Origin of the sequence: Amycolatopsis sp. NPDC058986 (genome assembly GCF_042741125.1) — a bacterium.
In the GTDB taxonomy this organism is placed as follows: Bacteria; Actinomycetota; Actinomycetes; order Mycobacteriales; family Pseudonocardiaceae; genus Amycolatopsis.
The window spans coordinates 256,925-270,994 of record NZ_JBHYJW010000005.1 but is presented as its reverse complement, the minus strand read 5'-3'; the positions used below and the strand labels follow the sequence as shown (position 1 = coordinate 270,994).

Below are 14,070 nucleotides of genomic sequence, written 5' to 3'. Positions count from 1 at the left end.
CAGTAATGTGTTGTCGAGTTGACTGGTACTAATAGGCCGAGGACTTGCCCACAAACATGCTACGCATTCACTCTACAGCTCTGAAACACCACACATGTTGTGGTTGTTTCGCAGAGTTTCGGTGGTTATAGCGTCAGGGAAACGCCCGGTCCCATTCCGAACCCGGAAGCTAAGCCTGACTGCGCCGATGGTACTGCAACCGAAGGGTTGTGGGAGAGTAGGACACCGCCGAACACCCTTTCCGTAGGGCCCGTTAGGATAGCCGATTGGCTCGCCTAACGGGCCCTACGTGTGTCTGACGAAGATTTTTCATGGCAGGAGGCCAGGTGTCCGAGTTCGGTCGACGTGACTCAGAGGATGATGGCGCGTCCGGCCGGTCGGGACGGCGGGACCACGGTTCCCGCGCTGGCCGGTCCGGTGCGCCGCAAGGGGATCGGCGTGGTGGCAGGCCGGATCGCGGCGGCCGCGACGGTGGCTACCAGGGCCGTCCGCGCCGGGACGACCGCGGCTCTCGCGGGGCGGGCGGCTACGCGGGTAAGCCCTCGCGTGGCGATGCCCCCCGCGAACAGCGCCGCGACTTCGGCGGGAAGCGCAACGAAGGCGAGCGCGGCGGCCGCTGGGAGGACCGCTCGGGCGAGCGGCGCGGTAGCGGTGACCGCTTCGACAACCGCGGTGAGAAGCGGTTCGGCGGCAGGTCGGACGAGCGTTCGGGCGGCCGTTACGAGAAACGGTCCGAGGGCGGGAGCGGTGGCCGCTTCGACGATCGCCGTTCGGGCTCGGGTCGTCCGCAGGGCAAATCGTCCTACGGCAGCCGGTCGGACGGCCCGCGGAAGTGGGAGGACCGGCCGCGCCGGGACGACGACCGCGGGGGCTACAAGGGTCGTGACGACCGTGGCCGTTCCGGTGGCTTCGACCGGTCGCGTCGTGATGACGATCGTGGTTACCAGAAGCGCGAAGACCGTGGCGGTTACCGGGGCCGCGACGATCGGGGCGGCGCGAGCGGCGGCTACGACAAACCGCGCCGCGATGATCGTGGTGGGTTCCGTGGCCGCGATGACCGGGGCGGTTCGGGTGGTGGCTTCGACCGCCCCCGTCGCGACGACGATCGCGGTTACCAGAAGCGGGACGACCGTGGCGGCTACGAGCGCAAGGACGAGCGCCGCGACGATCGCGGGCAGGGTCCGCGTCGCGAGGACCGTCCGGCTCGCGAGCGTCAGCCGCGTCGCGACCCGCGGCCCGCGTACTCCGCCAAGTCCGACGGCCCGCTCGACGACGAGGCGATGGCCCGCGAGCTGCTCGAAGCCCCGGAACTGCCGGAGGACATCGAGTACTCCGACCTCGACGAGGAAGCCCGGCGCGAACTCCGCACGCTGCCGAAGGGGCTCGCCGAGACAGTTGGCAAGCATCTGGTGGCCGCCGGCGGGCTGATCGACAGCGATCCCGAGGCCGCGCTGGAGCACGCGAAATACGCGAAGGCCAAGGCGTCGCGGGTGCCGATCGTGCGGGAGGCCCTCGGCCTCGTCGCCTATCACGCGGGCAAGTGGGCGGAGGCGCTCTCCGAACTGCGCGCGGTGCGGCGGATGACCCGCAGCGACGAGCACATCGCCATCATCGCCGACGCCGAGCGCGCGCTGGGCAGGCCCGAGCGTGCGCTGGACCTGGCGAAGGAGGCCGACAGCTCGAAGCTCGCGAAGGGCACGCAGGTCGAGCTCGCCATCGTCGCCGCGGGCGCGCGCCGCGACCTCGGGCAGCTCGACGCGGCGGTGGTCTCGCTGCAGGGCGACGACCTCCAGCCGGGCAAGCGCGACCCGTGGAGCGCGCGGCTTTTCTATGCCTACGCGGACAACCTCGTCGCGGCCGGGCGACAGGAAGAGGCGCTGCGCTGGTTCCTGAACGCCGCCGAGGCCGACGAGGACGACGAGACCGGCGCCGCCGAACGTGCCGCGGAACTGGCGAACGAGTCGAACGAGCCCAACGAGTCCGATGAGTGACGCGCTGCTCGCGGCCTACGACGCGGTGCTGTTCGACCTCGACGGCACGGTCTACCACGGCACGCGGGTCATCCCGGGCGCTCCGGAGACGTTGCGAGCGGTGCGGGATCATGGCACCGCGGTCCGGTTCGTCACGAACAACGCCTCGAAGGCGCCGGAGGACGTGGTCGCGCATCTCGCCGGGCTCGGCATGCCCGCCGAACCCGGTGAGGTGCACACCAGCGCCCAGGCCGCCGCGGTGCTGCTGAAGGAGCGGCTGGAGCCGGGGACCGCGGTTCTCGTCGTCGGCACCGAGTCGCTCGCGGCGCTGGTCGCCTCGGCCGGGTTGCGGCCGGTGCGCAGGATCGCCGACGCCGACGACATCGCCGGTGTGGTGCAGGGGCATTCCCCGGCCAACACCTGGGCGGACCTCGCCGAGGCGTGTCTCGCGATCCGCGCGGGCGCGCTGTGGGTGGCGACCAACGTCGACCCGACGCTGCCGTCGGAACGCGGCCTGTTGCCCGGCAACGGGTCCATGGCGGCCGCGCTGCGGACCGCTACCGACGTCGAACCGCTCGTCGCGGGCAAACCGGCGCCGCTGCTGTTCGACACGGCGGCGCGGACGGCGGGCGCGAACCGTCCGCTGGTCGTCGGCGACCGGCTCGACACGGACATCGCGGGTGCGGTCGCGGCGGGTGTCGACTCGCTGGTGGTGCTGTCCGGGGTGACCACGCCGGCGACCTTGCTCGCCGCGGTGGAAGCGGAGCGGCCGACCTACGTCGCCGCCGATCTCGGCGCGCTGGACCAGCGTGCCGACCAGCTCGCGATCGGGTCGCAATCCGGCTGGCAGGTCACCCACAGTGGTGACTTGCTGGCGGTGTCCGGCCAGGGTGATCCGCTCGCCCTCCTGCGCACGCTGTGCCCGGTGGCCTGGGCTTCCGGTACGACCACCGTGCGTGGGGACACCGATACGGCGCGTGCGGCGCTCGGGGAACTCGGACTGGCCTAACCGGCTTCCCGGCGGTATGAGTGCCAAGGGGTATTTTGAGTGCGTGCAGGATTACCCCAACAACCCCGTCCCGCGGCCCGTTCCGGGCCCGCCGCCCGGCGCCGGCCAGTCGGTGCCGCAGGAGATCGACCCGCGGGCCGGTATCGACGAGGCCGTGGCCGGTCTCGACGGCCTCGACGCGCTTCCTCTGGTCGAGCACGTCGACCGCTTCGACGCCGTGCACACCGAGCTGACTGTCGCGTTGTCCAGCATCGACAGGGTCTGACCGGGTGGCGAAACGGGCCCGCCTCGACGCGGAGCTGGTGCGGCGCGGCCTCGCGCGATCACGGGAGCAGGCTTCCGCGCTGATCGCGGACGGCAAGGTCACGGTGCGCGGCATGGTGGCCACCAAGCCCGCTACCGGCGTCGAGTCGGGCGCGGCGATCGTCGTCCGCGACGAGGACGACCCCGGCTGGGCCTCGCGCGGCGCGCACAAGCTGCTCGGCGCCCTCGCGGCCTTCACCCCGGACGGGCTCACCGTGGACGGCAAACGCTGCCTGGACGCCGGCGCGTCGACCGGCGGCTTCACCGACGTGCTGCTGCGCAACGGCGCCAAGTCCGTCATCGCGGCGGACGTCGGGCGCGGGCTGCTGGACTGGCGCCTGCGCACCGACGACCGGGTCGTCGTGTTGGACAAGACCAATGTACGGAATCTGACCACCGAACAGCTCGGCGGCCAGGTCGACCTCGTCGTGGGCGACCTCTCGTTCATCTCGCTCGAGCTCGTCCTGCCCGCGCTCACGGAGTGCGCGCGCGAGGGCGCCGATCTGGTGCCGATGGTGAAGCCGCAGTTCGAGGTCGGCAAGGACCGGCTGGGCAGCGGTGGCGTCGTGCGCGATCCCGGCCTGCGGGCCGAGTCGGTGCTCGGCGTGATCGAGCACGCCGCCGGGCTCGGTCTCGAGCTGCGTGGAGTCGTCGCGAGCCCGCTCCCCGGGCCCTCGGGCAACGTCGAGTACTTCGTCTGGCTGCGCAAGGCGGTGGCCGGGTCCACAGTGGACGGGGTAGACAGGGCGGAGGCCGAGCGGCTCGTCCGAACCGCGGTCCAGGAAGGGCCTCAATGACCACCGAACGTGAGGTGCTGCTCGTCGTGCACCCGGACCGGGACGCCACCCGGGAGGCCGCGCGCGAGGTGTCCGCGCGGCTGGCCAAGGCGGGGATCCGGCTGCGGGTCATCGAGGAGGACGTGCGGCATCTGATCGACCCGGACGGCGGCGTCGGCTCGATGTGCACCGTGCTCGCGCCCGAGGGCGACCCTGCCGCGGGCACCGAGCTGGTGCTGGTGCTCGGCGGGGACGGCACGCTGCTGCGGGCCGCCGAGCTCGCCCGGCCCGCGGGGGTGCCCGTCCTCGGGATGAACCTCGGCAGGGTCGGCTTCCTCGCCGAGGCCGATTCCGACGCGCTCGCGGATACCGTGCAGCGTGTGGTCGACCGCGACTACCACGTCGAAGAGCGGATGACCGTGGACGTCTCGGTGACCGTGCACGGCGTCGAAGTCGCCCGTACCTGGGCGTTGAACGAGGCCAGCGTGGAGAAGAGCACCCGGGAGCGGGTGCTGGACGCGCTCATCGAGGTCGACGGCAGACCGGTGTCCGCCTTCGGCTGCGACGGTGTGTTGTGCGCGACACCCACCGGTTCGACCGCGTACGCGTTCTCGGCGGGCGGCCCGATCATCTGGCCGGACGTCGAGGCGCTGCTGGTCGTGCCGAGCAACGCGCACGCGATGTTCGCTCGCCCGCTGGTGGTCTCACGGGACTCGGTGATCACCGTCGGCATCGACCCCGACGGCTCCTCTGCCGTACTGACCTGCGACGGGACCCGGCATCTGGATCTGCCGCCTGGCGCGCGGGTGACGGTCGTGTGCGGGCGGGTCCCGGTGCGGCTGGTGCGGCTGTGGGACGGCCCGTTCACCGACCGGCTGGTGCACAAGTTCTCCCTGCCGGTCAAGAGCTGGCGCGAGCGCCACGACCGCTGACTCCGCCGCTCGCGGCGCGCGAACGGAGTTTTCCCGGCTTTTTTCGCAAGGAATTCGCCGTTCATGGCGAGCGAGCGCGCACGTGGTCGGTGCGTGCCGCTACGGTAGGCGTCGTGCTGGCCGAGATGCGCATCCAGGGCCTCGGAGTGATCGAGGACGCCCTGCTGGAACTGCACCCGGGCTTCACCGTCGTCACCGGTGAGACGGGTGCGGGCAAGACCATGGTGGTGACCGGGCTGCACCTGCTCTCCGGCGGCCGGGCCGAGGTCTCGAAGGTGCGGACGGGCACGCTCAAGGCGTTCGTCGAGGGCCGGTTCACCCTCACCGGCGCCGAGGCGGCGAGCCGGATCGTCACCGACGCCGGTGCCGACATCGACGAGGACGGCAGCGTCATCGCGCTGCGGTCGGTCGCGGTCGACGGGCGCTCCCGCGCCCACCTCGGCGGCCGGTCGGTGCCGGTCGGGGTGCTCGCGGACCTGTCCGAGCAGGTGATCGCCGTGCACGGGCAGAACGACCAGCTCCGGCTGCTGCGCCCGGCCGAACAGCGCGCGGTGATCGACCGGTTCGCCGGGGACGCCGTCGCCGAACCGCTCCAGACCTACCGGGAGATCCGGGACGAGTGGCTCGCGGTGATCGCCGAGCTGGCCGAGCGGTCGAGCCGGTCGCGTGAGCTGGCGCAGCAGGCCGATCTGCTCCGCCACGGGCTCACCGAGATCGACGCCGTCGCGCCGGAGCCGGGGGAGGACGTCGAGCTCACCGAGCAGATCAAGCGGCTGGCCGCGGTCGACGAGCTGCGCGCGTCGGCCACCGAGGCACACAACGCGGTCTCGGGCTCGGCGGACGGTGATCCGGACGCGCCCGGCGCGCTCGGGCTGGTGGGCGAGGCGGTCCGCCGGTTGTCCACGGCCGAGGACGCGGTACTGCGCGATCTGGTGCCACGGCTCGAAGAGGCGTCGGTGCTGCTGTCCGACGCCGGAGCCGAACTGGGCGGCTACATCGAGTCGCTCGACGCCGATCCGGCGTTGCTGGAGAAGGTGCTCGCCCGGCAGGCCGACCTCAAACGGCTCACCCGCAAGTACGCCGCGGACGTCGACGGGGTGCTCGCCTGGGCCGAGGACGCCCGGCTGCGGCTGTCCACGATGGACACTTCGGAGGAGGCGCTGGCCGAGCTGGCCACCCGCCGGGACGAACTGGCCGGGAAGCTGACGGGGTACGCGGCCGAGGTCTCCGCCGCGCGTGGCAAGGCGGCGGCGGAACTCGCGACGGCCATCACCGCCGAACTGTCCGGCCTCGCGATGGGCCAGGCCGAGATCGAGGTGACCGTCGAACAACGTCCGGCCGAGCACGGTGACCGCCAGGCGCTGACGCTCGACGGCCGCGCGGTGCACGCCGGGCCCGACGGCATCGACGACGTCGAGCTGCTGCTGCGCGCGCACGACGGCGCCCCGGCGCTGCCGGTGCACAAGGCGGCGTCCGGTGGTGAGCTGTCCCGGGTCATGCTCGCCATCGAGGTGGTGCTCGCGCACGCGGACACAGTGCAGACGCTGGTGTTCGACGAGGTCGACGCCGGGGTCGGCGGCCGCGCCGCGGTCGAGATCGGCCGCAGGCTCGCCCGGCTCGCGCGGACCCACCAGGTCCTCGTGGTGACCCACCTGCCGCAGGTCGCGGCCTACGCCGATCAGCATCTGGTCGTCGACAAGGGCACCAGCGGTGGCGTCACCCGCAGCGGCGTGAAAACGCTCGAACAGCCCGAGCGGGTGCGGGAACTGGCGCGCATGCTCGCCGGAATGGACGGGACCGAGACCGGCCGCGCCCACGCGGAGGAACTCCTCGCGGCCGCGGAATCCGATAAGAAAGCACCCGTGAAACGGCCGAAGCGCGGCGGAAAGAAGAGCAAATCGAGCGCGTGAGATAGCTGCGCGCGGCTTACCAATGAGACCGAAAGCAGGCCCGGCTCGCGAAGTCGGCCGACCTGCATGAGCCGCTTGCTTTCGGTCGGTTTGGTATCTATCGGCGCAGTCGCGCCCGTCGAAAAGTTGCCATCCTCACCGCAATGAGTCATGCCTGTTACGGCGTGGCGTGCGACGTCTCACGCGCAAATTTGTCACCATCGGCAACATGAAGCTCACCGGTCTGCTCACGCGGAACAACGAGGCCCTTCCCGGGATCACCGGCGTCGCACGGGTCGACCGCCGCACCCGGGAGCTGCTGCGCCGGATCAGTCCCGGCGACATCGTCGTGCTCGACCAGCTCGACCTCGACCGCGCGACGGCCGACGCGCTGGTGGAGGCCGAGGTCGTCGGCGTGGTCAACGCCTCGCCCTCGATCTCCGGCAGGTTCCCCAACCTCGGCCCGGAGATCCTGCTCGGCGCGGGGATCCCGCTCATCGACTCCGTCGGCGGCGACCTGCTGCGCACGGTCAAGGACGGCACCAAGCTCCGGCTGCACGACGGCGTCGTCTACGTCGGTGAGCGTCAGATCGCCTCCGGGATCGAGCAGACGGCGGAAAGCGTCGCCGATCAGATGATCGAGGCCAAGGCCGGGATGTCGACCCAGCTGGAAGCGTTTTCGGCGAACACCATCGAATTCCTGCGTCGCGAGCGCACCCTGATCCTGGACGGCGTCGGCGTCCCGGAACTGCAGGTGTCGCTGCGCGACCGGCACGTCCTGGTGGTGGCGGGCGGCACCGGGCACGCCGAGGACCTCAAGCACCTCAAGAAGTACATCGCCGAGCACCGGCCCGCGCTGATCGGCGTGGACGCCGGGGCGGACACGCTGCGCGCGCAGGGCTACAGGCCCGACGTCATCGTCGGTGACCCGCACGGCATCGGCGCGGAAACGCTGCGCACCGGCGGCGAGGTCGTCGTGCCCGCGCAGCCGGACGGGCACGCTCCCGGCGTCGAGCGCATCCAGGACCTCGGCATCGGCGCGGTGACGTTCCCGGCGTCGGGCAATTCCGAGGATCTCGCCCTGCTGCTGGCCGACGCGCACGGCGCGAGTCTGGTCGTCACCGTGGGATTCCAGGCCACGCTGCGGGAATTCCTCGATCACGGCCGGTCGGGGTCCAACCCGTCGACGTTCCTCACCCGGCTCAAGCTGGGCACGAAACTGGTGGACGGCAAGGCGGTCGCCACCCTGCACCGCAGCCGGGTCTCGCTCGGGGCCATCGCGCTGCTCGTCCTCGCGGCCGTCGTGGTGGTGGTCGCGGCGCTGCTCGTCTCCGATGTGGGCTCGGTCTACCTGGACTGGATCCGCCACACCTGGAACTCGTTCATCGGCTGGGTCAAGGGGCTCTTCACGTGATTTCGCTGCGGTACCACGTCGTTTCCATCGCCGCCTGCTTCCTGGCACTGGCCGTCGGGGTGGTGCTCGGTTCGACGGCGCTCAACGGCAGCCTGCTGTCGGGGCTTTCGGACCAGAAACAGGATCTCGGCAAGCAGGTCTCCGACCTCGAGGCACAGCGCAACGCGCTCAACGCGCGGCTGGCCGACGCGGACGCGTTCGCGGGCGCGACCGGGGCGAAGGTCGTCGCCGGGGCGCTGGACAAGCGATCGGTGGTCCTGGTGACCACAGAGGACGCTCGTCCCGCCGACCGCGACGCGCTCAAGAAGCTCATCGGGGAGTCCGGGGCCTCGGTCACCGGTGAGGTCCAGCTGACCGGGATGTTCACCGACCCGGCGAAGACCGATCAGCTGCGCGACGTCGTCACGCGGCTGCAGCCGGCGGGCTCGAAGTTCCCGACGGCGGGCGACTCCGGCACGCTCGCCGGCGCGCTGCTCGGTTCGACGCTGTTGCTGGACAAGGCCAGCGCCAAGCCGCAGTCGACGCCCGCCGAACTGGCGGCCGCGCTCGGCGGGCTCACCGACGGTGGTTTCGTGAAGCCCAGCCAGGACGTCAAACCCGCTCAGCTCGCGGTGGTGCTCACCGGGGCGCAGGCCTCCGGCGACGGCGCGGGCGACCGCGCGGCCGCCATCGCCCGCTTCGCCGCGCAGCTCGACCGTTCCGGTGCGGGCACGGTGCTGGCGGGCAACCCGGGTTCGGCAGGCGGCGCGGGCGCGCTCGGCGTCGCCAGGGCCGACACCGCCATCACGTCGATCCTGTCCACAGTGGACAACGCGGACTCGGCCGCGGGCCGGATCAGCACGATCCTCGCCCTGAAGGAACAGCTCGACGGCGGTTCCGGCCGGTACGGCATCGCGGGCAACGCCCAGGCGCCCGCGCCCGGCGTGGGCAACGCCAGCGGTAACTAGGGTCCGTTACAGGAAAGTGGAAAGGCCGTCGAGCAGCCGGTCGACGTCGTCGGTGTTGTTGTACGGCGCGAGCCCGACCCGCAATGCGGGAGCGGACAGCTTCAGCGTGGCGAAGGCTTCGGGGGAGTAGAACGATCCCGCTACGGCGACGACGTTCCGCTCGGCGAGGTGCAGCTGCGCCGCCCGCTCGCGGCCGTCGAGGCCCATCAGTATGGTCGGGGTGCGATCGTCCGCCTTCGAATGGATGGTGACCGCTCCTGCCCAGCCGTGGAGCCCCTTTTCCACCCTGGCACGCAGTTCGAGTTCGTGGTCGTGCACCGAGCGCAGCGAATGTGTCAATCGTTCCCTGCGCGTGCTGCCCGTGCCGGGGTCGACCCCGGCGAGGAAGTCCACCGCGGCGGTCGCTCCCGCCAGGATTTCGTACGGCAGCGTCCCGAACTCGAAGCGCTCCGGCCCGGCATCCGGGGACGGCGCCAGCTTGTCCGGGCGGAGGGTTTCGAGGAGCGCGGGCGACGCGGCGAGCACACCGCAGTGCGGGCCGAGGAACTTGTACGGCGAGCAGACGAAGAAGTCCGCTCCCAGCGCTGACACGTCCACCAGCTGATGTGGCGTGTGGTGCACTCCGTCGACGTACACCAGGGCACCGGCGTCGTGGGCCAGATCGGCGATCCGGCGGACGGGCGGCTTGGTGCCGAGAAGGTTCGAAGCGGCGGTGACCGCGACCAGGCGTGTCCGGTCCGAGAGGACGCGGACGAAGGAATCGAGGTCGAGTTCCGTGGTCTCGGCGTCGATCTCGATCCAGCGGACGAGTGCACCGGCCCGTTCGGCCGCCTGCATCCAGGGGCGGATGTTGGAGTCGTGGTCCAGACGGCTGAGGACGATCTCGTCCCCCGCGTGCCAGGTTTTGGCCAGGTGCCGGGAGAAGTCGTAGGTGAGCTGGGTGGCACTGCGGCCGTGGACGATGCCTGCGGGCGGGACGCCGAGCAGGTCGGCGTAGGCGGCGCGGAAGCCCGCGACCGCGTTCTCGGCATTGAGCTCCGACGGGCTGCCCCCGCCGCCCAGGTTGGACAGCGGGCCGGTCATCGTTGCGAAGATGGCTTCGGCGACGGGCCGGGGAGTCTGCGTTCCGCCTGGGCCATCGAAGAAAGCGGCCCCCTTGGCGAGAGCGGGGAAGTGGGCTCGGAGGGCGTCGACGTCGAAGGTCATGCCTCGACTCTGGCATCCGGCACTTGAGTGCGTAAATGCTTCGCGGCCGGGACTGCCGCCGACGCCCTCCTGGCCTCACTTCGCCGGCAGATTGAGTGAGACGCAGGCCGGGCGTATCGGCCACAGGTCACCGCCCGGCGGCGCGGGGACCTGCTTCAGCGCCGCCGCCGCTTGCGGGTCGTGCCCCTGTTCCGCCGCGGCGTGCAGGACGTCCACCGCGATCCACTGGTCGAACGGGCCGATTTCCTCGTGCGGCCAAGCACTCTTCCCGTGGACCGCGCCGGGGATGAGGTAGTCGACGGCCTTGCGCAGGCTGCCGCCGCCCGGCGCCTGGTACGACCACAGATCCACGCCGACGTGCCTGCCGATCTCGGCGAGCCTGCCCAGCGCGGTCAGGTTGAAGTTCGAGTAGTGCCACGTCTTCGTGCGGGACAGCTCCAGCGGCTGGCTGCCGTCGGCGGCGATCTGCCTGCCGATCCGTTCGGTCTTCGCGGTGTCCACTATGGACCTCGCGAGGTCGCGTTCGCCGATGTACAGGGCGATCGCGGCGTTCTGCATGTCGAGGAACGTGCCGTGGTTGTTGGTGGCGGCGAGTTCCTTCTTCGCCTGCGGACTGGTCCGCATCCAGTCGAGGTACCGGGTGAGCCACTTCCTGACGTCTGCGCGGTCCTTGCCGTTCCAGCCGGGGGCACCGGCGTCGAGGACGGCGAACGCGTCGACGACCGACGTGAACGACTGCGTGGAGTCGATGATCCCGGTCCCGCGAACGTCGGTGCGGCAGGGGATCAACTGCGCGTAGGTCATGTTCGGGTTCATCCGGGTCGCCGGATCGAGGAACCAGGCGCGCACGGCGGACTCCGCGTGCTCGGCGTACTTCCGGTCACCGGTGTAGTACCAGGCCAGTGCAAGGGCCGGGATGGCCTCGAACGCGCGGCCGCGTTCGGTGTGATCGCTGATCGCGTCGGCCTCGGGATTGCGCTCGCCGTCGCGCTGGACGTACGGGCAGCCCTGCGGATTGTCGGGCGTCCGTGGCTTGCTCGCCCACCAGTACGGCGCCTGGCTGAGGTAGTCGTGCTTGTCGCCGCTGGGCGGTGTCTGCTGCTTGTGGGTCACCGCCCATGGCGCGTCACCGAGGAAACCGTCCGCTTTGGACAGCAATCCCTTGAGCGCGTCCCGCTGAGCGGGAGTGGCCGTGCCGGTTCTGAGGCCGGATCTGATCTTGGCGAGCTGGACGCCGTCCATGACCACCGTGCGGGGGATCGGGGCCGCTTCCGCTGTGCCGCTCACCGGCATCAGCGCGAGACCCGCGGTGAGCACCGCCGTGCCCAGCGTCCGTAGCTGCTTTCGCACCTGTGACCGCCCTTTCCGTGTTCCGGGGACGCCGAAGTCCCCACGAGCAGCCGGGCGGCGAGCGGCTGTGGCGGAGGAATTCTGCGGTCTGCGCGGCCCGGGTGTCAATCGGCGACGGGCGGCCAGACACGGCGTTTTTCGAGCGGCCGGGCGTACGAACCAGCCCGGCTGGTCCTGAGTCCCAGCGCTACCAGGGACTCCGCGAGCCGGACCGCGGCGGTGACGCCGTCGATGACCGGGATGTCCAGCATGGCCCCGATCCTGCGGTCCAGCCCGGTCATCCCCGCGCAGCCGAGCACCAGCACCTCGGCACCGGCGTCGCGGGCGCGTCGGCCGGCGGTGAGCAACGCCGACTCGGTGCGGTGTTCGTCGGCCAGTTCGAGCACGCCGAGCCCGGCCCCGACGACGGCGACGCAGTTCTGTGCCACTCCGGCCGTGTGCAGGCTGTCCTCGATCAGCCCGCACGTTCTGTCCAAAGTGGTCACCACGCCGTAGCGCCTGCCGAGCAGACAGGCCAGATGCGCGGCGGCCTCGGTGATGTCGACGACGGGGACGTCGAGCAGCTCTCGCGCGCCCTCCCTGCCGTGCTCGCCGAATCCCGCCAGCACGACAGCGTCGAACGGGTCCTCGATGCCGCGCAGCAGATCGAGGACCGCGGCGGCGGACAGGAAGCTGTCGAGCCAACCCTCGGCGGATTCCGGTCCCCAGCGCGGGGTTCTGGCCAGGATTTCGGTGCCGGGGCTCGCGGCGGCCCGCGCCCCGGCTTCGATCTCCTTCGTCATCGCTTCGGTCGTGTTGCAGTTGGTGACGAGGATGCGCATCAGCGCGCCCTGGAGACCGCGCGGTACAGCAGCGCGGCCGAAGCGGTGCCGATGAACCACGAGTACGGCGCGGCCGGGGCGAACACGGGTACGAGCGCGATCACGGCGGACAGGGCTGCGGTCGGCAGGAACGTGACGAGCGCCCGCGGGTTGACGCCCCGGCGGTAGTGGTACGGCGAGGAGGAATCGGCGACGAACAACGCGTCGACGTCGACCTTGCCGCGCCGGATCAGGTAGTAGTCGACGATCATGATCCCGAACAGCGGGCCGAGGAACGCGCCGAGCCCGCCGAGGAAGTAGTTGACCACCGCGGGGGAGGAGTACAGCTTCCAGGGCAGCACGCACAGCGCGGCGACGGCGCTGATCATGCCGCCGACGGTGAAACTGATCCGCTTCGGCCAGATGTTGGCCAGATCGTAGGCGGGCGAGACGAAGTTGGCGACGATGTTGACGCCCATGGTGGCGACCGCGAACGTCAGCGCCCCGGCGATCAGCACCGGCGTGCTGTGCACCCTGGCCAGCAGCGCCGCCGGGTCGGTGATGGCCTCGCCGAACACCTGCAGGCTGCCGGCGGTGATGAACACCGAGAGCAGCGCGAACGCCGTCGAGTTGATCGGCAGGCCCCAGAAGTTCCCGCGCCGCACCGTTTTCTGGTCCGGGGCGAAGCGGGAGAAGTCGCAGAAGTTCAGCATCAGCGTGCCGTAGATGGACAGGATCAGCCCGACGGCGCCGAACCACTGCCGGAACTGCTCCCCTGTGGACAGTGCCTTCGGGTTGCCGGTGAGCGAGATGTTCCAGTGGCCCGCGGCGAGGATCCACACCGCCAGGGCGAGCATCACGACCCAGATCGCGGGCCCGCACCAGTCCTGGAAACGGCGCACCGAGTCCATGCCCCTGGTCAGGATCAGCGCCTGGACGAGCCACAGCGCGAGGAAACAGGCCCAGCCGAGCGCGTGCAGGCCGAGGAAACCGTGCTCGGTCCAGGGTTTCAGGCCCGGATCGATGGCGAGCACCAGCACGGTGATGGCGACCGAGGCGAGGTAGGTTTGGATGCCGTACCAGAAGATCGCGATGACCGCGCGGATGAGCGCGGGCAGGTTGGCGCCGAACGTGCCGAAGCTGATCCGCGCGACGACGGGGAACGGCACGCCGGTGCGCTGCCCGATCCGGCCCATCAGGTTCATGCCGACGTAGATCAGGACGAACCCGAACAGCAGCGCGGTGAACACCTGCCACGCCGAGAGCCCGAGCACGAACAGGCCTGCCGCGAAGGTGTAGTTGCCGAGGTTGTGCACGTCGGACATCCACAGCGCGAAGATGTCGTACACCTTCCAGCGGCGTTCCTTCGCGGGCGCGAGGTCGGCGTTCCACAGGCGCGGATCGGGGGACGTCCGGGGCGGTCCGGCGGCGTGGGCGAGCGGGGCGGCGGTCATGGGTGCCTCCGATCGACGTG

General features: G+C 70.8%; 12 protein-coding genes and 1 rRNA gene. 9 read left to right on the top strand and 4 right to left on the bottom strand.

The window, feature by feature from the left end; all coding sequences use genetic code 11:
* Window positions 1–117: 117 nt before the first annotated feature.
* From rrf to ACFW0G_RS07545, 9 genes are all read left to right on the top strand, one after another.
* Window positions 118–234: ribosomal RNA gene (gene rrf / locus ACFW0G_RS07585) — 5S ribosomal RNA — on the top strand.
* Between the two features lie 92 nt (window positions 235–326).
* Window positions 327–1,991 (top strand): hypothetical protein, encoded by a 1,665-nt coding sequence (locus ACFW0G_RS07580; RefSeq protein WP_378324006.1) that lies wholly within the window; start codon window positions 327–329, stop codon window positions 1,989–1,991.
* Entirely contained in the window at window positions 1,984–2,979 is a 996-nt protein-coding gene (locus tag ACFW0G_RS07575; RefSeq protein WP_378324005.1) for an HAD-IIA family hydrolase, read from the top strand. Before ACFW0G_RS07580 ends, ACFW0G_RS07575 begins: the two co-directional genes overlap by 8 nt.
* A 43-nt stretch (window positions 2,980–3,022) precedes the next feature.
* A complete protein-coding gene (locus tag ACFW0G_RS07570; RefSeq protein WP_378324003.1) occupies window positions 3,023–3,244 on the top strand; it encodes a hypothetical protein in 222 nt (73 codons plus the stop codon).
* 4 nt (window positions 3,245–3,248) lie between these two features.
* Window positions 3,249–4,079, top strand: a complete 831-nt coding sequence (locus ACFW0G_RS07565) for a TlyA family RNA methyltransferase (protein WP_378324002.1) — start codon at window positions 3,249–3,251, stop codon at window positions 4,077–4,079.
* Window positions 4,076–4,990 carry an NAD kinase gene (locus tag ACFW0G_RS07560; protein WP_378324001.1) on the top strand — a complete coding sequence of 305 codons (915 nt, stop codon included), beginning with the start codon at window positions 4,076–4,078 and terminating at the stop codon, window positions 4,988–4,990. The genes ACFW0G_RS07565 and ACFW0G_RS07560 overlap by 4 nt, the downstream gene beginning before the upstream one ends.
* A gap of 113 nt (window positions 4,991–5,103) precedes the next feature.
* Window positions 5,104–6,900, top strand: coding sequence for a DNA repair protein RecN (gene recN, locus ACFW0G_RS07555; RefSeq protein ID WP_378324000.1), 1,797 nt, complete (start codon window positions 5,104–5,106; stop codon window positions 6,898–6,900).
* Between the two features lie 208 nt (window positions 6,901–7,108).
* Window positions 7,109–8,293 (top strand): putative cytokinetic ring protein SteA, encoded by a 1,185-nt coding sequence (gene steA, locus ACFW0G_RS07550; RefSeq protein ID WP_378323999.1) that lies wholly within the window; start codon window positions 7,109–7,111, stop codon window positions 8,291–8,293.
* A complete protein-coding gene (locus tag ACFW0G_RS07545; RefSeq protein WP_378323998.1) occupies window positions 8,290–9,240 on the top strand; it encodes a copper transporter in 951 nt (316 codons plus the stop codon). Before steA ends, ACFW0G_RS07545 begins: the two co-directional genes overlap by 4 nt.
* A gap of 6 nt (window positions 9,241–9,246) precedes the next feature.
* Here the strand turns inward: ACFW0G_RS07545 and ACFW0G_RS07540 are convergent, their stop codons facing one another.
* The 4 genes from ACFW0G_RS07540 to ACFW0G_RS07525 all read right to left on the bottom strand — a co-directional run bounded on the left by ACFW0G_RS07540 (window position 9,247) and on the right by ACFW0G_RS07525 (window position 14,050).
* Window positions 9,247–10,446: a cysteine desulfurase-like protein gene (locus ACFW0G_RS07540; protein ID WP_378323997.1), complete on the bottom strand. Its 1,200-nt coding sequence runs from the start codon at window positions 10,444–10,446 to the stop codon at window positions 9,247–9,249.
* Window positions 10,447–10,521: 75 nt separating this feature from the next.
* The gene (locus tag ACFW0G_RS07535; RefSeq protein WP_378323996.1) at window positions 10,522–11,796 is read right to left on the bottom strand and encodes an alginate lyase family protein; all 1,275 of its coding nucleotides are present in this window, start codon (window positions 11,794–11,796) and stop codon (window positions 10,522–10,524) included.
* A gap of 104 nt (window positions 11,797–11,900) precedes the next feature.
* A complete protein-coding gene (locus tag ACFW0G_RS07530; RefSeq protein ID WP_378323994.1) occupies window positions 11,901–12,617 on the bottom strand; it encodes an aspartate/glutamate racemase family protein in 717 nt (238 codons plus the stop codon).
* Window positions 12,617–14,050 (bottom strand): NCS1 family nucleobase:cation symporter-1, encoded by a 1,434-nt coding sequence (locus tag ACFW0G_RS07525; RefSeq protein ID WP_378323993.1) that lies wholly within the window; start codon window positions 14,048–14,050, stop codon window positions 12,617–12,619. Before ACFW0G_RS07525 ends, ACFW0G_RS07530 begins: the two co-directional genes overlap by 1 nt.
* Window positions 14,051–14,070: the final 20 nt, after the last annotated feature.